The 24,658-nt window shown below is 38.6% G+C and carries 23 protein-coding genes; all 23 read right to left on the minus strand.

Going from position 1 to position 24,658, the window contains the following annotated elements; translation table 11 throughout:
- Positions 1-1,926, minus strand: a complete 1,926-nt coding sequence (gene ftsH / locus ACTTKV_RS05770; RefSeq protein ID WP_442549671.1) for an ATP-dependent zinc metalloprotease FtsH — start codon at positions 1,924-1,926, stop codon at positions 1-3.
- A complete protein-coding gene (locus ACTTKV_RS05775) occupies positions 1,919-2,752 on the minus strand; it encodes a 50S ribosomal protein L11 methyltransferase (RefSeq protein WP_442549672.1) in 834 nt (277 codons plus the stop codon). Before ACTTKV_RS05775 ends, ftsH begins: the two co-directional genes overlap by 8 nt.
- Complete coding sequence (locus ACTTKV_RS05780) at positions 2,752-3,117, minus strand: chemotaxis response regulator CheY (protein ID WP_103588417.1); 366 nt, start codon at positions 3,115-3,117, stop codon at positions 2,752-2,754. Before ACTTKV_RS05780 ends, ACTTKV_RS05775 begins: the two co-directional genes overlap by 1 nt.
- 64 nt (positions 3,118-3,181) lie before the next feature.
- Positions 3,182-3,892, minus strand: coding sequence for a 1-(5-phosphoribosyl)-5-[(5-phosphoribosylamino)methylideneamino]imidazole-4-carboxamide isomerase (gene hisA / locus ACTTKV_RS05785; RefSeq protein WP_442549673.1), 711 nt, complete (start codon positions 3,890-3,892; stop codon positions 3,182-3,184).
- Entirely contained in the window at positions 3,892-4,503 is a 612-nt protein-coding gene (gene hisH / locus ACTTKV_RS05790; protein ID WP_442549674.1) for an imidazole glycerol phosphate synthase subunit HisH, read from the minus strand. The genes hisA and hisH overlap by 1 nt, the downstream gene beginning before the upstream one ends.
- Complete coding sequence (locus ACTTKV_RS05795; RefSeq protein WP_442549675.1) at positions 4,500-5,396, minus strand: PDC sensor domain-containing protein; 897 nt, start codon at positions 5,394-5,396, stop codon at positions 4,500-4,502. The genes hisH and ACTTKV_RS05795 overlap by 4 nt, the downstream gene beginning before the upstream one ends.
- 2 nt (positions 5,397-5,398) lie before the next feature.
- On the minus strand, positions 5,399-7,183 hold the full coding sequence (gene pglF, locus ACTTKV_RS05800; RefSeq protein WP_442549676.1) for a UDP-N-acetylglucosamine 4,6-dehydratase (configuration-retaining): 1,785 nt from the start codon (positions 7,181-7,183) through the stop codon (positions 5,399-5,401).
- Positions 7,184-8,275: a UDP-N-acetylbacillosamine transaminase gene (pglE, locus tag ACTTKV_RS05805; protein WP_442549677.1), complete on the minus strand. Its 1,092-nt coding sequence runs from the start codon at positions 8,273-8,275 to the stop codon at positions 7,184-7,186.
- Between the two features lie 49 nt (positions 8,276-8,324).
- Positions 8,325-8,915, minus strand: coding sequence for a UDP-N-acetylbacillosamine N-acetyltransferase (gene pglD / locus ACTTKV_RS05810; protein WP_442549678.1), 591 nt, complete (start codon positions 8,913-8,915; stop codon positions 8,325-8,327).
- Positions 8,902-9,507: an undecaprenyl phosphate N,N'-diacetylbacillosamine 1-phosphate transferase gene (gene pglC, locus ACTTKV_RS05815; RefSeq protein ID WP_442549679.1), complete on the minus strand. Its 606-nt coding sequence runs from the start codon at positions 9,505-9,507 to the stop codon at positions 8,902-8,904. The genes pglD and pglC overlap by 14 nt, the downstream gene beginning before the upstream one ends.
- Positions 9,500-10,615 (minus strand): N,N'-diacetylbacillosaminyl-diphospho-undecaprenol alpha-1,3-N-acetylgalactosaminyltransferase, encoded by a 1,116-nt coding sequence (gene pglA / locus ACTTKV_RS05820; RefSeq protein ID WP_442549680.1) that lies wholly within the window; start codon positions 10,613-10,615, stop codon positions 9,500-9,502. Before pglA ends, pglC begins: the two co-directional genes overlap by 8 nt.
- A gap of 2 nt (positions 10,616-10,617) precedes the next feature.
- The gene (locus ACTTKV_RS05825) at positions 10,618-12,717 is read right to left on the minus strand and encodes an STT3 domain-containing protein (protein ID WP_442549681.1); all 2,100 of its coding nucleotides are present in this window, start codon (positions 12,715-12,717) and stop codon (positions 10,618-10,620) included.
- The gene (gene pglJ, locus ACTTKV_RS05830; protein WP_442549682.1) at positions 12,710-13,834 is read right to left on the minus strand and encodes an N-acetylgalactosamine-N,N'-diacetylbacillosaminyl-diphospho-undecaprenol 4-alpha-N-acetylgalactosaminyltransferase; all 1,125 of its coding nucleotides are present in this window, start codon (positions 13,832-13,834) and stop codon (positions 12,710-12,712) included. Before pglJ ends, ACTTKV_RS05825 begins: the two co-directional genes overlap by 8 nt.
- On the minus strand, positions 13,831-14,874 hold the full coding sequence (locus ACTTKV_RS05835; RefSeq protein ID WP_442549683.1) for a glycosyltransferase: 1,044 nt from the start codon (positions 14,872-14,874) through the stop codon (positions 13,831-13,833). The genes pglJ and ACTTKV_RS05835 overlap by 4 nt, the downstream gene beginning before the upstream one ends.
- Positions 14,871-15,929: a glycosyltransferase gene (locus ACTTKV_RS05840; protein WP_442549684.1), complete on the minus strand. Its 1,059-nt coding sequence runs from the start codon at positions 15,927-15,929 to the stop codon at positions 14,871-14,873. The genes ACTTKV_RS05835 and ACTTKV_RS05840 overlap by 4 nt, the downstream gene beginning before the upstream one ends.
- The gene (locus ACTTKV_RS05845) at positions 15,926-16,858 is read right to left on the minus strand and encodes a glycosyltransferase family 2 protein (RefSeq protein WP_442549685.1); all 933 of its coding nucleotides are present in this window, start codon (positions 16,856-16,858) and stop codon (positions 15,926-15,928) included. The genes ACTTKV_RS05840 and ACTTKV_RS05845 overlap by 4 nt, the downstream gene beginning before the upstream one ends.
- Positions 16,859-17,620 (minus strand): glycosyltransferase family 25 protein, encoded by a 762-nt coding sequence (locus ACTTKV_RS05850; protein ID WP_442549686.1) that lies wholly within the window; start codon positions 17,618-17,620, stop codon positions 16,859-16,861.
- On the minus strand, positions 17,621-19,138 hold the full coding sequence (locus ACTTKV_RS05855; RefSeq protein WP_442549687.1) for an MATE family efflux transporter: 1,518 nt from the start codon (positions 19,136-19,138) through the stop codon (positions 17,621-17,623). It lies immediately after the preceding gene.
- A complete protein-coding gene (locus ACTTKV_RS05860; protein WP_442549688.1) occupies positions 19,138-21,264 on the minus strand; it encodes an STT3 domain-containing protein in 2,127 nt (708 codons plus the stop codon). The genes ACTTKV_RS05855 and ACTTKV_RS05860 overlap by 1 nt, the downstream gene beginning before the upstream one ends.
- A gap of 8 nt (positions 21,265-21,272) precedes the next feature.
- Positions 21,273-22,505: a nucleotide sugar dehydrogenase gene (locus ACTTKV_RS05865; RefSeq protein WP_442549689.1), complete on the minus strand. Its 1,233-nt coding sequence runs from the start codon at positions 22,503-22,505 to the stop codon at positions 21,273-21,275.
- Positions 22,502-22,942, minus strand: a complete 441-nt coding sequence (locus ACTTKV_RS05870) for an ecotin family protein (RefSeq protein WP_442549690.1) — start codon at positions 22,940-22,942, stop codon at positions 22,502-22,504. The genes ACTTKV_RS05865 and ACTTKV_RS05870 overlap by 4 nt, the downstream gene beginning before the upstream one ends.
- Positions 22,939-24,261: a UDP-glucose dehydrogenase family protein gene (locus ACTTKV_RS05875; protein WP_442549691.1), complete on the minus strand. Its 1,323-nt coding sequence runs from the start codon at positions 24,259-24,261 to the stop codon at positions 22,939-22,941. The genes ACTTKV_RS05870 and ACTTKV_RS05875 overlap by 4 nt, the downstream gene beginning before the upstream one ends.
- An 8-nt stretch (positions 24,262-24,269) precedes the next feature.
- On the minus strand, positions 24,270-24,658 hold a 389-nt coding region (locus ACTTKV_RS05880), incomplete at its 5' end, for a GDP-mannose 4,6-dehydratase (protein WP_442549692.1).

Consider the following 24,658-nt stretch of genomic DNA (forward strand, 5'->3'; position numbering starts at 1 on the left):
TTATTCCTCTTTTTTACCTTTTTCGTCTTCTTCGTGCTCTACAAGCCTGCTCTCAAGACCATTTTCTTCTTCATAATTTCTAATGATCTCTCTAACTCTTTTTCCTTCGATCGTCTCTTCTTCATAAAGAGCTGAAACCATATTTTCAATAGCACCTTTATAAATTTCTAGCAAACCAAGTACGGCTGTATATCTTTCATGAAGCAATGTTTTTACAAAGTCATCGACTTTCTCAGCCATTTTATCACTATAGTCTTTTATACTCTGTCCGCCATTTAAAAATGTCGCACGTTGCTTTTCAAGCACCATAAGACCTGCAACATCGCTCATACCATACATGCTAACCATAGCTTTTATGATATTAGTTGCACGCTCTAGGTCATTGCTAGCCCCAGTTGAAATTTCTTTTATAAAGACCTCTTCAGCCGCTCTACCAGCTAAAAGCACATCCACTTCAGCTAAAAGCTCGTGCTTTTGCATCATAAATTTATTCTCTTCAGGTGTATTTAGAGTATAACCAAGTGCTGCAAGGCCACGTGGTACGACAGAAACCTTTGTAACTCTCTTTGCACCTTTTGTCACTTCAGCTATCAAGGCGTGTCCGCACTCATGATATGTAACTATCTTTTTCTCTTTTGGATTTACGCGGCGAGACTTCTTCTCAAGTCCAGCTATCGATCTCTCGACAGCCTCAACTAGATCAGTCTGCTCAACAAATACCTTTGACTTGCGTCCTGCAAGAAGCGCAGCCTCGTTTATGATATTTTCAAGATCAGCTCCGGCCAAACCAGTAGTTAGCCTTGCTATATCTTCGATGCTTACATCTTTGTCAATCTTAACATCTTTCATGTGAACTTTTAAAATATCACAACGTCCTTTAAAGTCAGGCTTATCCACAAGTACTTGCCTATCAAACCTACCCGGTCTTAAAAGCGCGGCATCTAAAACCTCAGGTCTATTTGTAGCAGCTATAACTATAACTGGGGATTTATCTGCATCAAAGCCATCCATTTCAGAAAGAAGCTGATTTAGCGTCTGCTCTCTCTCATCATTTCCACCCATTGGGCTAGAATTTCTACTTTTACCAATTGCATCAATCTCATCTATAAAGACGATTGCTGGAGCTTCTTTTTTAGCATTTTCAAAAAGATCCCTAACCCTACTTGCACCAACGCCGACAAACATCTCGATAAAGCTTGATGCTGACATAGAGAAAAATGGTACACTAGCCTCGCCAGCAACTGCTCTTGCAAGAAGTGTTTTACCTGTACCTGGAGGGCCAACTAGTAAAATTCCTTTTGGAATTTTTGCCCCAAGTCTTAGATATTTATCAGGACTTTTTAAATAGTCAACTATTTCCTGAACTTCTTCTTTAGCCTCTTCAACACCTGCAACATCATCAAATTTTACTTTTGGTTTTTCAGAATTTATAAGTTTTTTCGCACTTCCGATACCAAGTATGCCACCACCTATATTTTTTTGCATACGACCAGCAATAAACATCCAAATAGCAAAAAATATAAAAACAGGAATAATCCATGAAAACAAAAGATCACCAAACCAGTTATTTTCACTATAAACACTATAGGTTATACCATTTTGTTCAAGCAAACTTATAAGTGTTGGATCATTTATGCGTTTTGATAAATATATTATTTTATCACCGCCAACACCTTTTATCGTTGTTTCAGAGATTGCAACTTCATTTAGCTGCTTGCTTTTTAGCATATCTTTAAATTCAGAATAAGCTATCATTTTGCTCTGAGCATTACCGTTGAGTCCAAAAGAACCTCCCAGTCCATCTCCACTAAAGCTTCTAAAAGCTAAAACTATAACTATTGCGAAAATAGCAAAAATAAAAATAGGATTTTTATTAAAAAAACCGTTATTATTGCTATCATTTTGGTTATTATTTTGGTTATTCATCTATTTCCTTATAAACAAAGCTACTCCAATCGTTACTTTGTTTTATCTCAATTAGCTCCAAATCCTTAAAAGTATCTTTAATCCTATCTTCGTACTTGTTCAAAATTCCTGACAATACTAAATAGCCGCCTTTTTTAAGCGATTTTTTCAAGTCATTTGAGAGCATAAAAATAACATCAGCAATGATATTTGCCACTACGATGTCATATTTTTGTTCTAAATTTGCGATAGAGCCTGTCCAAATTTTATTAAATTCAACCCCATTTAGCTTAGCGTTGCTAAGTGAGCTTTGTGTGGCCTGCTCGTCCGTATCGCAAGCATCTACTATACAACCAAGCTTCGATAAAGCAATGCTTAATATTCCACTTCCACAACCTACATCTAGAGCGGCTTTTCCACTTTTCGAATATTTTTGCAAAAGAAGAAGACAAGAATTTGTGCTTTCATGATGCCCTGAACCAAAAGCTAGAGCTGGGTCAATTATGATGTTTGTTACATCCTTAAGCGGTTCTTCCCAGCTAGGTCTAACATAAATTTTATCAACCAAAATAGGTTTAACAGCCTTTTTGTATTCACCTAGCCAGTCTTTATTTTCTTTGAGATTAAGAGAAATTTTTAAATCATTTGGAATTGCTAAAGCATCAGAAAGACCTTTTGCGTACTCACCTATACCCCAAGCTATATCCCCTAGATCATATTCTTCCCTGACAATGATCTCATGATCTAACTCTTCAACGCAAGTGACACCAAAAGAGAAAATTAACTCTAAAATTTCATCATAAAAATTTGATGTTTTTATACTTAATTCGTAAAATTTATCTTTCATTAACCAAGGACGTCTTCAAGCTTCTCTTTTAAAACTTGTGGCGTAAAAGGTTTTACGATGTAGTTATTAACACCTGCTTTTAAAGCCGTTATAACTTCAGCTTTTCCGCCTTCTGTTGTTACCATTATAATAGGCATATCAATATACTTTTGTTCTGCTCTTACTTTTTTAACAAGCTCAAGACCATTCATTTCAGGCATATTCCAGTCTGTAATAAGAACCTCTATACCTTCGTTTTGAGTCAAGATATTCCAGGCTTCAAGCCCATGCTCAGCCTCTAGAATTTCTTGATGTCCTAGTCTTTGTAAAGTATTTTTTATAATTCTTCTCATTGTTGAACTATCGTCTACAACCAAAATCTTCACATAATATCCTTTTAGTAAAAATTGCTCTATTCTAGCTAATTTAAAATTTATAAAAGCTTTAATGCTAACTAAGTAGCTTAAAGGCTTCTTTTAGATCAAGTAGTCCTTCATAGTAAGCCTTGCCAACAATAACGCCGCTAATTTCATTTGTAGATTTTAACATCAATATATCATCTAGTCCGCTTACTCCGCCACTCGCTATGGTCTCAAGCTTACTACTTCTAGCTATTTGCAAGCTAAAATCAACATTAACTCCGCCAAGCATCCCATCTTTGTTAATATCGGTGCAAATCACAGCTTCTACACCCACATCTGCAAATTTTTTTGCAAGATCGACTGCTTTTATATTTGAAACCTCACCCCAGCCTTGCACAGCCACATAGCCATCTTTTGCGTCTATGCCAACCACGACCCTATAAATTTTAGCCATTTTTGCTGTAAATTCTGGATCACGCAAGGCAACTGAACCAAGGATCACTCTACTAACACCTAAATCCAAATAACGTTTTATGCGATCTTCATCTCTTATGCCACCACCCGCTTGTACCTTTAAATTTGTGGCTTTTACAATTTTTTCTATCGTTTTAAAATTTATAGTTTCTCCAGCAAATGCTCCATCAAGATCAACCACATGAAGCCATTTTGCGCCATAATCTTCAAACCTCTTGGCAAGCTCACTTGGCTCATTGCTATAAATTTTAGCACTTTGCATAAGACCTTTGCTAAGCCTAACCGCTTGTCCTTCTTTCAAATCAATCGCTGGAAAAATTTCCATCACAACCTCGCAAAATTCTCCAAAATTTTAAGTCCAACCTCATGACTTTTTTCTGGATGAGGCTGAAAGCCAAAGACATTTTCATGCCAAACCGCACTTGTAAACTCATAGCCATAAGTAGTCTTTGCAAGCGCAAATTTATCGTCACAAACCACGTGGTAGCTGTGAACAAAATATAAATATTCAAGCTCTTTTAGCCCAAAATTTAAAGGGCTTTTTTGTTTAAATTCAAGCGTATTCCAACCGATGTGAGGTATTTTTAGTGGTTTATCAAATCTACTCTCGTCAAATTTTACGACATCGCCAGCTATCAGCCCAAGTCCGGCATGTTCGCCAAATTCAAAACCTTTGTCAAATAAAAGCTGCATGCCAAGGCAAATTCCTATGAACGTCTTACCGCTTTTTACTGCCTCTTTTATCGCTTCATCCATGCCGTTATTTTTTAGCTTTTTCATCGCTTCACCAAAAGCTCCAACGCCTGGCAATACAATGTGAGAATACTCTTTTAAATTTTCTGGTTTATCCACTAATGTGCATTTTTTGTCAAGAAAATTAAAAGCATTTATCACGCTTTTAATATTTCCAGCGCCATAATCAACTATCGCGATCATTTACCATCCTGCTTTTTTACACTAAAAAGATAAAAGCTAAGTGCAGCCATCAGTACCGCAACACCGCCTATTAGATAGATAGCGTTTATGATATTTTCAGGCGCGGTTATAGCAAATTTAAACACAAGCATAAGCGCTTCTATCGCAAGTGCGATGATAATAGAGCCAATAAATCTAACCATCGTTTTATAAATCACACTATTTTCGTCGTGATTTTTTCCTAAAACTTCCTCTTCAAATATCGTCTTCACAAGGTCAAAAATGGCGAGGGCTAGCGTTAAAATAATAGTTGATTCAAAAATTTCTTCGACATTTATATGCTCGATACTCTTTGATATAAAGCTCTTAACACCGTGCCAAAACAAAAATGCACAGATCATAAAAAGTGAGGCACAAAATAGTGTGTAAACAGTCTTTAAAAATCTACCAAAGTGCTCCTCAACAAAGCCACCATCGACCATTTTTAGGATATTTTCTAGGCTTATATCGATGCAAGCAATAAATTTAAGCTCATTTTTTTCATTATAGATAGGCACGCTTGCCGTGACGCATAAATTTCCATTTAAACTTGATGGATAAGGATCACTTAAAACACACCTTTTCTCGCGCACTGCAGTATAGTAGTATGCCTTATTTGCACGGTTTTCGCCTTTTGGAATTTTATATTTCTCATTTAGACTGATCGAGTCTTCGATCTGCACGCCATTTTCGTCTAAGATATATAATGCATCAAAATTTTCTATCTCGTGGCTGATCTTGTCAAAGCCAGCTTTTATATTTTCTAAACAAACTCCAGGCAGTCTATTTGGCAAATTCCTACTAAATAAATAGCAAATATACGCCCTTGCCTTATATCTCGTATCACTAAATCTCTTAATATCTTTTATAACCAAATTTAACCTTTTAAATTTAATGCGTGATTGAACTCTGGAACGATCTTTTTAAGCGCAGGTGCGATCTCACTATCATCTTCTAGCTCCAAAAGCTCATTAATCTGCGAATTTAAAAGCGTCAGATCATAAGGCTGCGAGTGCGTCACAAAGATCGACTCGTACTTGGTTTGAACGTCGTCTTTGTTAATAAGTAGCTCCTCATAAAGCTTCTCACCCGTCCTAAGTCCTACAAATTCGATACCCAGATGCTCTTTGTTTGAAAGAAGCAACATCTTTTTAGCCAGATCGACAATCTTGATTGGCTCGCCCATATCAAGCACAAAAAGCTCACCACCTTCTGCAATAGAGGCAGCTTGAAGTACCAGCTGACACGCCTCAGATGTGAGCATAAAATACCTTGTAATCTCTGGGTGAGTAACACTTAGTGGCTTGTTTGCAGCTATTTGTGCTTTAAATTTCGGTATAACAGAGCCACTTGAGCCAAGGACATTTCCAAAGCGCACGCAAACTATCTCACAAACACCTGCTTCATTTGAATTTAGTGCATAAAGTTCGCAAACACGCTTAGTTGTGCCCATTATATTTGTTGGGCGTACGGCCTTGTCTGATGAGATCATGACAAATTTTTTAACACCATATTTTTTTGAAAGATCGACAGCATTTTTTGTGCCAAGGATATTGTTTTCGACAGCCGAGCGAGGGTTTAGCTCACAAAGCGGCACGTGTTTATATGCTGCAGCGTGGATAACAATCTCTGGTTTAAAGTCAGCAAAAACTTCTTCAAAGTCCTTTAAATTTGTGATATTTACAAGCTTGCTGATAGTCCTTTTATCTTTTGTATCTTCGCCTATTTTATAGAGATTAAACTCACTGTGCTCAACCATTACAAGCTCGCTCACTCCAAATTTTAAGCACTGCTTACAAATTTCACTTCCTATGCTACCACCAGCTCCAGTAACAAGCACTTTTTTGTCTTTTAAAAAATTTGAGATAGCTTCAGGATTTAGGTCTTTTGGCTTTCTAGCGAGCAAATCTTCGATAGAGATATCCTTGATCGGCTCGTTTTCGATAAGTGAAAATAACTTCATATCTCTTATGCCATATCCTGTTAGCTCATCGACTAAGGCTTGAAGCTCATCTTGGTTGAGTGCCAATGCAATAATAGCTGTCTTTACATCATAATCTTTTACTAAACTTGGTATCTCTTTTTTATCTTGCACCAAAAATCCATCACAATAAGTATCTATAAGATCACTTCTGCCATCCACCACACCAACTGCGTAATAGTCGAGATAGCCTTGTTTTAAGCCACGCAAAACATGAAGTGCCTTTGAAGTAGCACCTATAACCACACAGGGCTCGCCTTTGTGGGGTTTGTTTGAAAAGTCAAGCACCATACGCTTTGAAATTCTGAACATTCCAATAAGCAAGCATGACACAAGCATATCTATCAAAATAACACTTCTTGGATACATTGCAAACATATCTTGCAATACAAAGAAAAGAGGTGTAAATAAAATCGCCGAACAAACGTGAACTAAGAAAATTTTGCGAGCTTCATTTAGCCCAAAAAATCTCCACGGAACCTTGTAAATTTTAAATATCCACAGAAAAATGAGTTTAAAAACTATCAAAAATCCTGCCGTTACAAAAAGCCCTTGGATGTAGATATCTGGGATATTTGCATTAAATCTTAAAAGATAGGCCGCATATATCGAAAAGGCAAATATAAAAACATCGCCAATAAGGAAAAATATAAGCCTTTTTAACTTTGTTGTATGAAACATTTAGGCGTTTTCCTTGACTAATTTGATCACTCTTGCTTGTATCTCCTCACTCATATCGCTACCGCTTGGCAAGCAAATTCCTCTTAAAAATAGATCTTCACTGCAACCATCAATAAAGCTTAGCGCGCCCTTAAATACTGGCTGCATGTGCATAGGCTTCCAAAGTGGTCGACTCTCGATATTTTGATCAGCTAGTGCTTTTATGACCTTTAAATGCGCATCTTTTTTAGCAAAAACGCCAGTTGTGAGCCATCTGTTGCCACGAGAATTTGCTAGCTCTGGCATAAATTCTAAAATACCGCCAAGCTCTTTTTCATAAATTTCAAATACTTTTCTCTTTTGTTCAACTCTTTTTTCTAAAACCTCCATCTGTGCCACGCCAATAGCGCCTAGAACGTTGCTTAAACGGTAGTTGTAGCCATAGTCTTTGTGCTCGTAGTGAAGTAGCGGCTCTCTTGCTTGCGTGCTGTAAAATCTAGCTTTTTCCACAAATTCGCTATCTCCAACTAGCATACCGCCGCCTGAAGTGGTGATGATCTTGTTGCCATTAAAACTATATGCACCCATCACGCCAAACGTGCCAAGTGCCTTGCCAGCGTAAAATCCACCAAGTGCCTCAGCTGCGTCCTCGACCAAAGCGATACCCTCGTTTTGGCAAATTTCGCAAATTTCTTTCATCTTTGAAGCTTGGCCGTAAAGATGAGTAACGACTAATGCCTTTGGCTTTTTAGGTAAATTTGATATCGCTTTTTTAAGTAGCTCTGGGCTTAAATTCCAGCTCTCGTCGCTATCTATAAAGACTGGAGTTGCTTTTTCGTAAAGTATAGGCGAGACTGAAGCCATAAATGTAAAGCTAGAAGCCAACACAAAATCGCCCTCTTTCACGCCAAGGACGCGAAGTGCTAGGTGAAGCGCCGCCGTTCCAGCACTTAGTGCTAGCGCATCTTTTGCTCCAGTGTAGTTTTTTATACTTTCTTCAAATTTATTTACATACTCACCAAGTGGCGCTATATAGTTGCTTTCAAAAACTTTTTTTATATATTCCTGCTCTTTTCCACTCATATTTGGCGGAGATAAAAAAACCCTATCCATGTTCATACCTTTCGTGATTTTTTAGCGATTTTAGCACTTATTTTTAAATTTATATCCTGCCATGCTCGCACGCTGGCACTCCGTACGCCTTTGTGCCACCTTTTATATCTCTAACAACCACGCTTCCAGCGCCGATGATACAGCTGCTGCCGATACTTATACCTTGAATGACGCTTGAGCCAATACCAACATGTGTAAATTCGCCCACTCTAACATTTCCAGCAAGGGCTGCATTTGGGCTGATGTGAGCAAATTTGCCTATCACGCACTCATGCTCGATCACTACGCCAGAGTTTATGATAGCGCCCTCTTTTATATGAGCTTTTGCGTTTATTACGGCATTTGGCATGACAACTACGCCTTTTTCTATCACAGCACTTTCGCTCACAACTGCGCTTTTGTGGATCAAATTTACTATCTCAAAGCCAGCAGCTTTGACTCTTTTGCTTATCATCTCTCTAGTTTTGTTTTGGCCGATGGCTATTATGATGTCCGCTTTTTCAAGCTCTGGGCCAAATTTAAACTCACTAGCATCATCTAAAAAAACTATCTCATCATAGCCGCTACTTCTAGCGATGTCAGCAACCACAAGCCCGTGACCGCTCGCTCCGTAGATGTAAATTTTTTTAGTTTTTGCCATTAAATTTCTCCGTCGTTGCCTGCCCCTCTTTGCTTACACCACTTCGTTTTAGCACCTTTTCTATTGTCTGCAAGGCTATTTTTACGTCAAGCATAAAGCTTAAATTTTTAGCGTAATAGACGTCGTATTCAAATTTTTTCTCCCAGCTTATGGCGTTTCTGCCATTTACCTGCGCTAGGCCTGTAATACCAGGACGCACGTCGTGGCGGTGCTTTTGCGTTTCGTTATAAATAGGCAGATATTCGACCAAAAGCGGCCTTGGTCCAATAAAGCTCATGTCGCCCTTTAGTACGTTAAATAGCTGTGGTAGTTCATCAAGGCTAAGAGAGCGGATCAGTTTGCCAAATCTACCAAGCCTTTGCTCATCTGGCAAGAGCTCTCCATTTGCATCACGCTCGTCACTCATCGTCTTAAATTTATAAATTTTAAAAATTTTCTCATTAAGACCTGGTCTTGCCTGCGTAAAAATGACGTCGCGGCTTACTTTAAAGTAGATAAAGATCGCCGTTGCTATGATGATAGGCGAGGTTAAAATGAGCAAAAACAAAGCGCCAAATATATCAATCACCCTTTTTAAAAAATTTCTATACATCTATAAATTTCCTATAAATTTCTATATATTTTTTCGCGATCACTCGCTCGTCAAACTCGCTTACCGCCCAGCTTCTACCATTTTGCCCAAGCTTTACGCAAAGCTCCTCATCATCAAGCAAAATTTTTATCTTACCAGCAAGGTCGCTTGCATCTTTTACCTTACATAAAAGTCCGTTGTAGCCCTCTTTTACAGCCTCATTACAGCCTGTAACATCGCTAGCAACGACTGCTTTTGCCATACTCATCGCCTCTAAAACCGTTCTTGGAAAGCCCTCTTTGTAGCTAGGAAGTGCTAGCAGGTAAGAAGCCTTTAAAAGCTGCGGGATATCGTTTCTAGCACCAAGATAACGTACTTTGCTACCTTTTAAAAAGGCCTCGTCTGCGGTTGATTTATTGCCAGCAAAGCCCTCGCCAACAAAGACAAATTCGCAGTTTTTGTAGCCATTTAAAATTTCTGCTGCCTCGTAAAATTCACGCACACCCTTATGCCACATCGCCCTTGCGATCATTAAGATCACTTTTTTCTCACCAAGATCAGCCGCCTGCGTGATGGCTGGGTCAAATTTAATAGTATCCACGCCGACACTTTTTATGCGGCAAACCTTGCTATTTTCTATCAAATTTTGGCTGATCATATAATCAGCATCCGAGTCATTTACAAATACGCAAGCATCGGCCTTTGTAAATGAAATTTTATAAAGGCTCTCCATAACAAAACGCACAGCTCTTGTCTTAAGATCATCATCGATATAAAAGCTGCCAAGGCCTTCAACTAAATTTATCACATGCTTTATGCCAGCATTTTTGGCAGCAAATGTGCCAAAGACATTTGACTTGTGAGCGCCAGTTTGTAGAAGGTCTAAATTTAGCTCACCTAAAATTTGAGATAATTTTTTAGAGTTATTTATAACAGTTAGCGGATTTAGGCTCGCCTTGTCAAGCTCGTAGGTGACGGTGTGAAAGCTCTTTGCAAGCTCGCCTGTGAAGTCACCTTTTGGAGCGATAGCAAAGACCTCGTGCCCCATATCTTTTAAAGCCTGCATAATAGGCCGTCTAAAAAAGTGTATGCTCATATCAGCGTGGCTTAAAAATCCTATCCTTGCCATTTTTACCTCTTTAACTTATAAATTTTTGCCGCCCCGTCAAGTATGACTGGCTCAAAAATTTTTGGATCGTACCTTTCAAGCACAAAAAGCTGTATATAAGTGCTCTTTAAAATACTCTCATCAAGGATGATAAATCTGCCGTAATCCCTCATAAAAATGACAGAAATGTTTGAGAGTTCGTTATTTTTATACTCTTTAACATTTAGTTTGCCAGACTCGTCATAATCAGTCTCTATGAAAGATCTTAGCGGTAAGATGTTGTTTTCATAGATCAAATTTGTCACATCACCTGTTAGCGTAAAGCCACCGCTTAGCCTGATGCCTTTTTCATTTTGTGAGATCGCTCTTGTGACAATAAAAAGCCCATTGTTTAAATTTTTGCCACTTTTTAGATCAATCTTACTAAACTGCAAAATGGTCGGAAAGATACCAAGCATTCTATCTGGCAAGTAGTAATAAATATCTCTTGTCTTTGCGGGCAAGCTAAAATTTGCCTCTTTTATATCGCTAAAGAGTTGATCCAAGCTTACATTTTTATCTTTTAAAATTTGAACCAAGTTGCCATTAAATCGCTCTTTAAAATGTCGCTCCCTATACTCCACATCAAGCCTTGCCATATTTGCTGAGCTCATCTCATCGCTACCAAGCGCGAAACTCACGGCAAAATTTTCACGCCCAAGGTGTTTTCCGCCGTCTATTAGCGTCTTAACATCGCTGTAATATCTAATCGGATATCCATAATCCCACCATGCTAGAACGTAGTCTTCGCGATCTGCAATGCTTTTTAGCTTATTTAAAATTTCAACCTCTTTATGCATAAAAACTGGCTCAGCTTTGTAGCCATAGATATGAATAAGTGCTGGAGTGAGAGCAAGTGCTATTATAGCAGCTCTTAATAGGCCCAAAAACATACCTTTTAGCTTTAAATTTGTAAGCACAAACTCTACTAAATACCCAAAACCAAGAGCCATGATAGGCACAGCGTAAATAGTAAATCTAAGACCGCTTTTAAATGCCAAAAACCCAAGTGCCAACATGCCAAGTGATACTGTAAACGAGCGATTTTTAAAGCAAAATAAAGCGACACCAACAAGCGAGATCAGAAATGTTATGATATTTGCGCTGATCCTCTCGCAAAATAGCGTAAAATCAACTATACTTGACTCTTGGATAGTTTGATTGACGTTAAAAAAATGAAAGCTCGTGCCACCAAGCTCTGGCCTGCCTCTAAAGACGTAAAATTTAAGCTGAAAAATGATCGGATTTAGTCCGCCACGAATCGCAAAAACAGCAAAAACAATAGTTAAAACACCAAGAGCAAATTTTAAATTTATTATCTCTTTTTTAAAGAGACAAAGCACGTAAAATGCAAATACTATGGCAAATTTAAGTGTTAGATCAAGATTTGAAATGGCAAGCAAAAGCAGCGAAATTTCAAGATAAAAAAGAGGATTTTTCCTATCAAAAATGAGTGTGTAAAACAAAAATAACGCCGTTAAAATACTAATAAGCGAAAAAGCACTTGAATACCACCACATATAAATAAGTGCGCTTAAAGGCGCGATTATTAGGCTATTTGCGTCCTTTTTTTCAAGCACCCTAATAAGGCCCCAAACGACAAATACACTAAGTGGGATGATGAGCATGTCGGTGTCGTAATATCCTGCCATCGTGCGGTTGTAGTAGCTGTTTGCTATGACAGCAAGAAGTGCGGCGATGAAGCCGGCAAATTTGAGTTTATATTCATTTGCGATCAAAATGACTGGTACAGCGACAAGCGATGAGAAAAATACGCTCATATAAATCATCGCTGTCTCAAGCTTAACGCCCAGAAATTTCACGATCCAATAAGTCAGTGTCGAGAGTGGATAGCCGTAGTAGCTAAGGTCATTTTCTTGGTGAAAGCCAGCTAGCATATCTCTGGCACCCTCGGCAAATGCGTAGCCATCGTTTGTGCTGATCATTAGCTCGTTATTCCAAAAAAAGACTGGGTATTCACTCGCCCAAAAGACCCAGTAGAGCCTACAAACCATGCCAAAAACTACGGCAATAAATATCATCAAATATAAAGAGTAATTTTTAAAAAATAAATTTCTATTCATTAGGATTTTCCAAAAATTTTATAAGCTCGCTCGCTATATTTTCGCTATCAAAAAATTTAGCCCGATTATACGCAATATTTTCAAAATTTTGCCTTATTTTAGGCGTATTGAGCACCTTTATCATCGCTTCTTTCATCGCATTTTCATCGTCAACTGGCACCAAAATGCCAAACTCGCTCTCGCCCAAAAGCTCCTTTGCCCCGCTTTTATGTTCTGTCGAGATAATGGTTTTCTCGCAGGCAAGCGCTTCAAGCAGGACGTTTGAAAAGCCCTCAAAGCGCGAGGCACAAAGCAAGCAAGAGGCGTTTTTTATGTGTTTGAAGGGATTTTTATCGGTGCCAAGAAGCTTTACACGCTCGCCGACATTGAGCCTATCTATCAAATTTTGAAGTTCATCTTTTAAAGGCCCTTTACCCAAAATTCCAAGCGTAGCACGAGGGTCGTTTATGGAAGAGATTATTTTTATTAGCATAGCTTGATTTTTACCGCTATCAAGACGGCCTATGTTTATGAAAAATGGCTTAAAATCACTCTCTAGCGGCTCATCTTTTAGTAAATTTATAATTTTTAGATCAAGGGCGTTATAAAGCACCTTTGTTTTTGCCTCGCTCATACCAAAATTTCTCACCAGATCCTCTTTGTTGCCAGCTGCATTTGCCAAAATGAGATCGGCCTTTTTATAAAGATGAGTGAGTAAAAATTTATTAACTCTACCGCTTAAATCGTTTTTATATAAAATTGAAGGACAGCTTCGCTCGCTGATAACTAGCCTAGTTTTTAGCCCTAAAATTCTTGCAACTCCTGCAATATAGCAAGGGCGATTCATTAGCACAAACTGCACGTCAATGCCTAAATTTTCACAAAGTTTTTTATATTTAAATGCAAGCATTGGCAATGACAAAAAGAGCCTTACTCGCTTTTTAAATACTTTCTCATAAGGATCACTGTTTTCGATGAAGTGAATTTTTACCTCACTTGGTATCTCGTAAGCGATGACATTGCTCATGAGTACCAGGTGAACTTCATATCTCTTAACTAAAAATGGCAGCAAATTTGAAACGTTTCGCTCAGCCCCACCAGGCCCCATCGAGTATAAGAAAACGGCTAATTTTTTCACTTACCAACAACCTTTTTTATAAATTCTCGCCACTGCTTGCTGATATTTTCTATGCTAAATAAATTTGCATTTTTACTGGCGTTTTTTGCTAGTTTTGCCCTTAAATTTTCATCTTTTAGAAGCATCTCAAGCTTATCTTTTAGGTCATTTGCGTCGCCATTTTTAAAGATAAGTCCGTCTAAGCCGTCATTTATAAGCTCTCTTGCGCCCACAGTGTCGCTACTTATCCTAGCGCAATTAAGGGCACCTGACTCGATTAGCACGTTTGAAAGACCCTCGCTTCTTGAGCTTAGAACAAAAATTTTTGCCTCGCTGTAAAGCTTACTAACATCACTCATGTGACCTAGAAATTTGATATTAAGCCCTAAATTTGATGCCATTTGCTTTAGCTGCGCCTCCTGCCTGCCACTACCTGCGATCTTTATCTCCCAGCCATTAAGCAAGCTCTTATCCACCTTGCTAAGTGCCTCAAAATAGATATCATAGCCCTTTACCGCCTCCAGCCTTGCCACACTTAAGATGACATTTTGCTTCTCGCAAATTTCAAGCACGTCGATAAAAAGTGGATTGTGAATGATCTCGCGATTTTTGGCAAATTTATAGTAGTCGTAGTCACTTTTGCTTAGCACGCTTAAGCCATCTACAAAGCGATAGGCAAGATCACGCATAGCACTTGCGACCTTGCTTTTTAAGTAGCTATGCTCGTGGTGCTCGGTTGCTATTAGTTTGCTCTTTAGTCCAGCATTTGCGATCACGCAAGCGACGTTTGTCCAGTCGATAAAGCTCATTATTAGATCAGCTTTTTGCTTTTTAAAAAGCGCTCTAAGGACGAAAATTTTCTTAAATTTTAAAGCGACTCCTGAGCCAGTGACGTTAAGATTTATGATGCTTATTTTTTCACTAAATTTATAGAGCCCAAGATCCTCTTCAAGCACGGCGATAGTGATCTCATTGTCCCTGCTAAGCTCATTTGCAAGCACGTTTAGCACGCGCTCCGCTCCGCCGTTTCTAAGCGCAGCGATGACAAAAAGAATTTTCACTTCACACCTCCAAGTTTTAAAAGCTCCAGCCATTTTTTATAAATTTGCTCCACACCAAACTCATCAAGTCTAGCTCTTGCGTTTTTGGCAAATTCGCCCATCTTTGCCTCATCTTGCAGCATTTTTGCAAGCTTTTCGCTCATCTGCCTAGCGTCATTTACCTCGCAAAGTAAGCCATCAAAGCCATCTTTTATAAGCTCTTTCGCACCGCTTGTCTTTGTCGCAACCCTCACGCAGTCATAGTTTATTGCCTCTATCAAAGTATTTCCAAGACCCTCGTGATTTGAGCAAGAGAGCAGCACCTTTGCCCTTTTATAAAGCTGGGCTATGTCGCTTACATTGCCTAAGAATTCGACATTAGCGCCTAAATTTTTAGCTAAATTTTCTAAATTTACCCTCTCGCCGCCATCTCCAGCAACAGCGAATTTATAGCCACTTTGCTTTAGATTTGCAGCCACTCTTACAAACATTTCGCAGTTTTTTATCTTATTTAGCCTGCCAACAAAGATGACTAAATTTTCTTTAGCAAAGCTCTCATCGTAGCACTTTTCAAAGAGCGGGTTATAAATTTTCATCACATTTTTACAAAATTTAGAGTAGTAGCCAAGATCCTCGTCGCTTAAGACGCTAAGTGCGTTTGCAAATGGGTAGCTAAGGCGTCTTAGTACTTTAAAGATAGCTCTTTTTGGCGCAAGATAGTTTGTGTGCTCGCTTATGACAATAGGCTTTTTTAGCCCAGCTGAGCTAAAGAGCACCAAGGTATTTACGGCATCTAAAAAAGATATCACAGCGTCAAATTTGCCTTCTCTTATGAGCGCTCTTAAGGCAAGCACCTTTAAAACTCTCTTTTTTAAATTTCCAAAAAAACCAAGCTCATCAGCCCCAACACCTAAATTTATGAGCTTCACGCCACTTGCCAGCTCGTAAAATGGCTCGTTCTTGTCAAATTTAACAAGGCTTACATCATGATCCATGCTAAATCTTGATGCGATCACCGCGCAAACTCGCTCCGCACCGCCACTTCTAAGCGTTGATGTGACAAATAATATCTTCATACGCCAAACCTTTGTTTTATCTTTACGCGTAGCTTTGAAAGTGCCGGTAAAATGCCGCTTGGAAGTGGGCTAAACAGCAAAAATATAAATGCTTCTTTGCTAAATTTAATACTAATACTTTTAAATATACACCTTAGCATAAGACCATATTCACCTGCTATTTTGGCGTAGTAAGCGGCATTTTTATACTGCAAGGCTAGAAATTTTGGCTCATGCTTGATCGCTATGTCGTAGTGCATATTTGCCGTTTTGATGTAGGCGTTTGCAACATTTAAAGCATGCTTGCCTGCATTTAGCGTCGCACTATCACTTCTTGCGATACGATAGATGTAAAGTGGCTTTTTAAGGTAAAAGACATTTTTTTCAAAAAAGCGGATATAAAGCTCATTTTCGCCGCCAAAACTCGTCTCATCAAACCTAAAATCATCTATAAATTCATGCGAAAAAAGCTTGAAATACTCGCCATTTATCCGTCCGCAGTGATAATCAATCTTACTCATCACCCCGCTTTGCTTATATGGGCTTCTACCAGCCATTACTTCGGTCATAACGCCATCTTTTTCACAGATCGCGTCTGCAAAAACGCACGAATACTCGCCACTTTTTAAAATTTCATAGCACTCTTTGATCGCCTCTGGTAAAAGCTCATCGTCATCATCAAGCAAGCAGATAAACTCGCCTGTTGCATTATCAAAGCCGTTATTTTTATTGCCATTTGGACTCTTTTTATGGGCTGTGTTTTTTACAAATTTGATCCTTGCGTCGTTAAAACTCTTGCAAATTTCACTCGCACTATTATCGTCGCCGTCATCTGTAACAATGATCTCTAAATTTTCATAGCTTTGAGATAGAGCGCTTTTTAAAGCCTTCTTTAAAAGCTCAGGGCGCTTGTAGGTTGCGGTTACGATGCTGATTAATGGCTCACTCATCTAGTCCCTTTTAAAAATTCTCTCATAACCTTGAAGCTTTTCAAGCCTTGAGAAAAATATAAATTTAATTGTTTTAATATAGGCCTTTAAATTTGCGTTGTATCCTCTCTCAAGGCGCTCTCCTTCGATGTTTGAGCCGCTAAGATCAGTAGGGTGCGAAAAGAGATCGCAAAAATACATCTGCATGCCATTAACGCCTAGCAAATAGTCCCAAACATCAGTCGTACAAAGTGCTTTTTTGTGGATTTCAAGCAAATTTTTAGCACTTTTTTTAGTTAGCACGTAAGCCCCTGCTCTATAAATGCTTGAAAATGAGTACTTTGAGACCTGCCAAAGTGGCTTGCTTAGGCTAGTATCCACCTTTTTACCAAAAGCACTAAACCTGCCTTCTAGCCCATCTTGCATGCCACATATCAGCACGCTGTTTTCAGGCATCTTACTAGCTGCTAAAAAGGCCTCTTTTATAGCCGAGTCGTCTCCAATCACGTCATCTTCAAAAATGAGGGCAAATTTTGCATCACTTGCTAAAAATGTCTCGTAAGCCTTGACGTGCGAGAGCGAACAGCCAACCTCAGCTGGGCTCAAAACCTTGCCGTAAGCTTTAAACGATGGCGAAATGATCTTATAGTACTCCCTTGCGCTTAGCTCCCTGCCATCCACTGCGTCTATTAGCTTAAAGCTATCATAAGAGCCAAATTTCTGCTGCAAAAGCTCGCGCCTTTTGATATCTTTAGCCAAAGAAATCAGGTAAATTTCATCCATTTAAGACCTTTTAATTTTTTTTAAAATTTTACGCCAGACTATGCCTCTCTCGAAGCTATTAAAAAACAAAAAATATCCCAAAACATAAGCTGCACCGGCATATATCGCAGTAAAGATAGCAAATTTTAGCCAGTTATCTAAGCTCACAAAGTCCTTGCAGGCAAACATCGCAAGCACACAGAGCGCAAAAACAGCTAAATTTTTAAAATAGACCCCATAAAAGGTGGTGAGCTTTACCTCTAAATTTAAGGCGGCATTTATGATGTCAAAGCCAAGAATTCTTATGCTATAAAAAATGGCTGCGACAATGACGATACCATAAACGCCGTAGCCACTAAGCTTAAGCAGTGCGATCTGCGCTATGATCGTGCTAACGCCAAGTATGGTGTTGGCAATGGCTGGTCGGCGAAGCTTGTTTGTCGCGCTATCAAGGTTAAAAAGCGAAAAAACAAAGCTGATAAATACAATCGGCACAAGCGCGATCATCGAGACATTGTAGATAAATTTTATTTCCTCATTACTTTTAAAAGGTAGCCAAAGCGTATAAAAATCAAGCCCAAAAACGACAAAAAAAGCCACTGGAGAACTCATCACAAAGGCAATCACTTTCATAGAGAATTTTGCCTCTTCTATAAGATCAGTGATCAAATTTTTAGAGTAAAGCTCGACAAATTTTGGTAAAAATATACTGCTAAGCTCCGCAGCAAAACTTTCAAGTATGATTGGAGCGGCTTTGGCGACTGCAAGAAGTCCAGTAGCATTTGCATTTACAAAGATATTGCAGATAAATAGATCCATGCCTGTTAAAAGTATGCGGTTTAGTGCATTAAAGCTATTCCAAATGCCAGAGCTTAGAAGCTCTTTGATCTTAGAAAAGTCAAATTTGCTAAAGCTAAATTTTAGCTCTGGCGTGATGCGAGCCGACATAAAAATGGTGCTAAAAAAGACAAAGAGGCTCGCCACAAGCGCCGAAATAGCGATATATGAGATAAATGGCTTAAAAAAGAAAAAGAGCGCCACGATGAGGATTGCTAGGATCGCACTTGAGATGGCATTTCTGATGGAGAGTAAGTATAGCTTATTTGTCACAAAGGCGCAAACTGTAAGAACGCCATTAAATAGTCCAACGCAAAAATTTATAAAGTAAAATAAAAGAGTCATCCTCACGTCAAAGAGTAAATTTTCAGGGACGTTTAAAAAGCTTTGCAAATTTAGGATAAAAACGGAGCTAAGCACCACTACAACGGCACAAAAGAATATATTTACAACAAGTACAGACGAGTAGTAGGTGTTTGCAAGGCTTAGATCCTTTTTGTGCCACGCATGAGCGACAAAGCGACCACTAACCGAATTTATCGCCACACTTATGACTGCTGCGTAGCTAACGATGGCGTTGCTAAGGCCCACAAAGCCAAAAGCTTCGTTACCAAGGCTTTTTAGGATAAATGGCGCAAGAAAGAAATTTATGCCCATTGATACGACAAAAACGACAATCGAGCTTATTAGATTGATTAGCATTAAATTTTTAACCTATAAATTTTTACACCATTTGAAATGATAAATGGCTCAAAGTATCTATCATCAGCCTTTTCAAATATAAAAAGCTGTACAAAAGATGAGTTAAAAGCATTTTCATCAAGCAACAATATCTGCGCATAATCTTCCAAAAAAATGACATAAATTTTAGCATTTTCATCTACGATTTTTTCATCTATATATAAATCTTTACCAGCTCCTTTTACCTTGAAAAATGATTTTATAGCAATTTTTTCACCGTTATGTATGATAAATTTTTGCTCATTTATAGGCAAACTATAGCCATCTCCAAGATCAATAGTAGTCTCACTAATACCATTTAATGCACTAACATGGTAAAAATTCTCTTTTTGCTTTTTACCAGTTGTAACATCGATATAGCTATATCTAAAGATATTTGGAGCAATATCAATCATATTAGGCACAAGATAGTAATAAACAGCCTTCTTTGCTACCGGCGGAGAAAAATTTTCACTTTCAAGCTGACTTAAAAATTTATTTACATCGCTTGTATTGTGATCTTTTAAAATCTCCTCTATCAGCCTACTATTTTGCTCAAGCGAGATGTCATTATACGTAACTGCTACTCTTGCAAGTTTAGCTGAAAATGCCTGATCTTTTCTTAACGCAAGACTTACAAAATAATTGTGTTCATAGCCTTGTCTGCCAGGATCATTTAATGTCTTAACATCAGCAAAATACCTTATAGCATAACCATAATCCCACCATGAAAAGATATAGTCATCACGCTTTGCTGACTTCCTAATCCCATCAAGCGCGACTGCCTCATCGTGTGTAATTAGTGTATTTGGTCTATACGAATAAGCAAAATCTAAATTTATAACAAGAGTAGCTGCAGCAAAAACCAAAAATGATAAATTTTTAATAGAGTTTCTAAGATCAAACAAATTTAAAAAAAAATGTAAAAAATACCCAAAACCAAGTGCAACAAGTGGTGTTATATACATAACAAATCTAACTCCACCAAAAAAAGAGAGGAGACCTAGACCAAACATTGGCAATGTAAGCAAAAATGGGCGAAATTTAAAGCATAGTAGCAAGTATCCAACGATGGCCGCCATCAATATAAGGATATTGCCAGACATGAAATAGATAAAATATAGAGGACTAGCACTTTTGACCTCATTGATCAAAACAAGTAGGCTTATAAAGTGAAATTTATTGGTAGGCTCATCGGTATTTTTAAAAATATAATTGCCTATCTTTGAGATAATAAAATCAAAACCGCTAAAATAGATAAAAACCACTAGCATCAAAGCCAAAAAAATACTCAAATTTCTAGGTGAAAGTAGCTTTTCATATTTACAAAAAACGGCGTAAGATAGAGCTATGATGGCTGTATTAAAAATTAAAATTTTATTTGATATTAGTGGATCTTTGGTAAAAATATTTAAGCTTACGACACTTATAAACATAAAAAATATTGCTTGATAATTTTCCAATCTATTTCGCATAAAAATAAGCGTATAAAATAAAAAAACAAATACAATACTTAAAATAAGTGGATATGAGCTTTGATACCACCAAAGATAGATCGCTACAAAAAGAGCTGGAAGAATGATAAATTTACGCTCTCTTGTATCTATTAATTTAATTAAAAAATAGATAATAAAAAGTGCAAATGTGACATTTAGCATATCACTATCAAGATACCCAACCGATGTTCTTACAAAATATCCTGGCAATATAACACTCATAAATGCTGCCACAGCTCCTACGTTTAGAGCCTTAAACTCATTCGAGATTAAAATAACTGGAAGTGCGATAAGAGGAGCCAAAAAAGCGCTCATGTAAAACATCACGCTTTCGATCTTAAAAGGAAAAATTTTACAAATATAAAAAACTATAGTCGAGATTTGGTGATTAAATGGACTAAAGTCATTTTGCTGATGAAAACCGGCCAGCATGTCTCTAGCACCTTCTGCGTAATAGTAGGCATCATTTGTCGTAAGCATAAACTCGCCATTAAAGTAAAACTCTGGCATATCCTTTGCCCATAATACCCAGAGCATCCTAGCTGCAAATCCAAACAGATAAGCAGCTAGAAATATAAGTAAAATTTTTAAATTTATGCTTACTTTATGCACCAAATTCCTTACAGTCTAGCATCAGCCTCTGGATAGATATTTTTTATATCATAAACTAAATGACCTTTTAGATTGAGCTTTTTAAACTCATTGTGAGCGACCGCGATCACAACGCAATCATAATCTTTTAAATCATACTCTTTTACAAGTTCAAAGCCATACTCGTGTTTTACCTCAGCACTATCAGCCCAAGGATCGGTCACATCGACCTTGCAGCCAAAGTCTTTTAGCTCATCAACCACATCTATAACGCGCGAGTTTCTTATATCTGGGCAGTTTTCTTTAAATGTCATACCAAGCACTAGTACACGTGCTTTGTTTATCAAAACACCCTTTCTTATCATTAGCTTTATCACCTGATCAGCTGCGTATTTGCCCATGTCGTCGTTGATACGGCGGCCAGCTAAGATCATTTCCGGATGATAACCTACCTCTTGAGCTTTATGAGTTAGATAGTATGGATCCACACCGATGCAGTGTCCACCAACCAGACCTGGGCGGAAATTTAAGAAATTCCATTTCGTACCAGCCGCCTCAAGCACGTCAATGGTATTAATATTAAGCTTTTCAAACAGCATTGCAAGCTCGTTTATAAAGGCGATATTGATGTCGCGCTGTGTGTTTTCTATAACTTTTGCAGCCTCTGCTACCTTGATACTTGAAGCCTTATGTGTGCCAGCTGTAATAATAGAGCGATAGACTTCATCTACCTTGTCTGCTATCTCTGGAGTTGAACCGCTTGTGATTTTTTTGATCTTAGTTACAGTATGCTCTTTGTCACCTGGGTTTATACGCTCTGGCGAATAGCCGCAGAAGAAGTCTTTATTAAATTTCAACCCACTCTCTTCAAGAAGTGGTACACAAATTTCTTCTGTAACTCCTGGATAAACAGTGCTTTCATAAACAACAATGTCACCTTTTTTAAGCACTTTTGTTACACTTTGCGTAGCTTTTACCACTGGTGTTAGGTCTGGGCGCTTGTTTTTGTCTATCGGAGTTGGGACAGTCACGATGAAGAAATTGCAATCCTTTATATCGTCCAAATTTAGGCTAAATTTCATGCCATTATCGATCGCTTTTTTCATCTGCTCACTACTAAGCTCTAGCGTGCGGTCAAAGCCACTCTTGAGCTCCTCGATACGCTTTACATTTACATCAAATCCTACTACTTCGTACTTTTCACTAAAAGCTGCTGCAAGTGGAAGCCCAACATATCCTAGTCCAACTACTGCTATTTTCATTTACTTTTTCCTTTCTTTTTTGCTTCTATCTTTTTTACGCGTTCATACATTCTTATTTCTGCACTTACACCTTTTGGAGTTATGATTTTAATAGGGCTAATACCTGGTAAAATTTGAGTGAGCTCATAATAAACCCGCCTCTTTTTCTTTCCATCCTTGCAGAGCATCATCGTTTGCGCCAGCTCATCTCCACCACTAAATTCGTAATAAATACCGCGCGCGTCCTCTTTTTGTTCAAGCTTTCCGCCGAGCAAAAAGGCGAAGTTGCAGTCTATTTCTATTTCTTTAAAAAACGCGACTTCGTATTTAAAATAATCAGGCGGCATCTTTGAAATAGGTAGCTCAAAAATATTTTCCTCGGTTTTCGCCGCATTTTCGCTCGCCAAAAGCGTAAACGGCAGCACGCAAGCTGCGACAAAAAGTAAAATTTTTCTCATGCCTTTACTCCGATTTGGAAATATTTAAATCCGTGTTCGGTTAAAATTTTAGCATTGTATTGATTTCGTCCGTCAAATATGACGGCGTTTTTTAGCCTTTGCTTGATCTCCATAAAATCAGGCGATCTAAACTCGCTCCACTCAGTCACAAGCACCATAGCATCGGCGTTATCAAGCGCATCGTACTTATTTTTAGCGTATTTCACATCTAAATCTGGCATATATTTTTTAGCTTCTTCACTTGCTTTTGGATCGTACGCCACCACTTTTGCGCCAGCTTCGTCTAAAAGCTTTATCAAAGTTAGCGAGCTAGCCTCTCTCATATCATCGGTATTTGGCTTAAACGCAAGCCCCCAAAGTGCGATCGTCTTGCCCCTTAGGTCGCCACTAAAAAAATTATAAATTTTCTCAAATAGCACCCTTTTTTGAGCCTTATTTCTAGACTCAACCGCGTTTAAAAGCTCTGGCTCAAAGCCATTTTGTCTAGCTGTGTAGATGAGCGCCTCTACGTCTTTTGGAAAGCAGCTGCCGCCGTATCCGCAACCTGGGTAGATGAAGCTATATCCGATCCTTGAGTCGCTACCGATGCCTTTTCGTACCAAATTTACGTCCGCACCCATACGTTCGCAGATATTTGCTATCTCGTTTATAAAGCTTATTTTTGTTGCGAGCATCGAATTTGCAGCATATTTTGTCATCTCGGCTGACTTTACGTCCATACAAATAAGCCTGTCGTGGTTTTTCATAAATGGCTCATAAAGCTCTCTCATCACGCTAAAGCCCCACTCGCTGCTAGCTCCGATAACTACGCGGTCTGGCTTTAAAAAGTCCTCAACTGCGGCGCCCTCTTTTAAAAACTCTGGGTTTGAGACGACTTCAAATTTGACGTCTATGTTTCTCTTTTTTAGCTCGCCCGCGATCACCTCATGCACCTTAGCTCCAGTGCCAACTGGAACGGTTGATTTATCGACTACAATTAGCGGTTTGCTTAAATTTTCTCCGATAGACTTGGCAACCGAGAGAACGTATTTTAAATCCGCCTGCCCATCAGCGCCCATAGGTGTACCAACTGCGATAAATAGCACATCTGCATGCCCTAGCGCCTCAGTTATCTGCGTGCTAAATTTAAGCGAGCCGTTTTTGTAACAGTCGCTAACGATATCTGCAAGCCCTGGCTCATATATCGGCACGATGCCGTTTTTTAGTGCCTCGATCTTTTTTTCATCGACATCAACGCAGATCACGCTGTTGCCCATTTTAGCAAAGCATGCGCCACTTACTAGTCCAACATATCCGGTTCCAATTACTGCTACCCTCATGTTTATCCTTAAATTTTCTTTTCCCACTCAAGGGCGGTTTTTATGATGAGCGCTAGATCATCTCTTTTTGGCTTCCAGCTTGTTTGCGAGCGCAGTTTGCTTGCGTTTGAGATAAGGATGGCTGGGTCGCCGTCCCTTCTTGGCGCGTTTAGCACCTTAAAATTTACCCCACTTACCTTTTTTGCGGTCTCGATGACCTCTTTTACACTAAATCCTCTGCCATATCCCACGTTAAAAGTTTCGCTGCCATTTTGGCTGATATATTCAAGTGCGCTTATGTGGGCGTCTGCTAGGTCGCTAACGTGGATGTAGTCTCTAACGCATGTGCCATCTTTTGTCGCATAGTCATCGCCAAAGATGCCCATACTCTCGCGCTTGCCAAGTATAGTTTGCACAG

The sequence above is a fragment of the Campylobacter sp. genome, assembly GCF_052169515.1.
In the GTDB taxonomy this organism is placed as follows: Bacteria; Campylobacterota; Campylobacteria; order Campylobacterales; family Campylobacteraceae; genus Campylobacter_A.

Excerpts from the sequence above, each read along its gene's own strand:
- ACTTKV_RS05825 (WP_442549681.1), bottom strand. The coding sequence starts at position 12,717 with ATGAATAGAAATTTATTTTTTAAAAATTACTCTTTATATTTGATGATA.
- pglE (WP_442549677.1), bottom strand. The coding sequence starts at position 8,275 with ATGGATAGGGTTTTTTTATCTCCGCCAAATATGAGTGGAAAAGAGCAG.
- pglF (WP_442549676.1), bottom strand. The coding sequence starts at position 7,183 with ATGTTTCATACAACAAAGTTAAAAAGGCTTATATTTTTCCTTATTGGC.
- ACTTKV_RS05870 (WP_442549690.1), bottom strand. The coding sequence starts at position 22,942 with ATGAGAAAAATTTTACTTTTTGTCGCAGCTTGCGTGCTGCCGTTTACG.
- ACTTKV_RS05850 (WP_442549686.1), bottom strand. The coding sequence starts at position 17,620 with ATGGATGAAATTTACCTGATTTCTTTGGCTAAAGATATCAAAAGGCGC.
- hisA (WP_442549673.1), bottom strand. The coding sequence starts at position 3,892 with ATGGAAATTTTTCCAGCGATTGATTTGAAAGAAGGACAAGCGGTTAGG.
- ACTTKV_RS05875 (WP_442549691.1), bottom strand. The coding sequence starts at position 24,261 with ATGAGGGTAGCAGTAATTGGAACCGGATATGTTGGACTAGTAAGTGGC.
- ACTTKV_RS05775 (WP_442549672.1), bottom strand. The coding sequence starts at position 2,752 with ATGAAAGATAAATTTTACGAATTAAGTATAAAAACATCAAATTTTTAT.
- ACTTKV_RS05845 (WP_442549685.1), bottom strand. The coding sequence starts at position 16,858 with ATGAGTGAGCCATTAATCAGCATCGTAACCGCAACCTACAAGCGCCCT.
- pglC (WP_442549679.1), bottom strand. The coding sequence starts at position 9,507 with ATGTATAGAAATTTTTTAAAAAGGGTGATTGATATATTTGGCGCTTTG.
- ACTTKV_RS05840 (WP_442549684.1), bottom strand. The coding sequence starts at position 15,929 with ATGAAGATATTATTTGTCACATCAACGCTTAGAAGTGGCGGTGCGGAG.
- pglA (WP_442549680.1), bottom strand. The coding sequence starts at position 10,615 with ATGGCAAGGATAGGATTTTTAAGCCACGCTGATATGAGCATACACTTT.
- hisH (WP_442549674.1), bottom strand. The coding sequence starts at position 4,503 with ATGATCGCGATAGTTGATTATGGCGCTGGAAATATTAAAAGCGTGATA.
- ACTTKV_RS05865 (WP_442549689.1), bottom strand. The coding sequence starts at position 22,505 with ATGAAAATAGCAGTAGTTGGACTAGGATATGTTGGGCTTCCACTTGCA.
- ACTTKV_RS05855 (WP_442549687.1), bottom strand. The coding sequence starts at position 19,138 with ATGCTAATCAATCTAATAAGCTCGATTGTCGTTTTTGTCGTATCAATG.
- pglD (WP_442549678.1), bottom strand. The coding sequence starts at position 8,915 with ATGGCAAAAACTAAAAAAATTTACATCTACGGAGCGAGCGGTCACGGG.
- ftsH (WP_442549671.1), bottom strand. The coding sequence starts at position 1,926 with ATGAATAACCAAAATAATAACCAAAATGATAGCAATAATAACGGTTTT.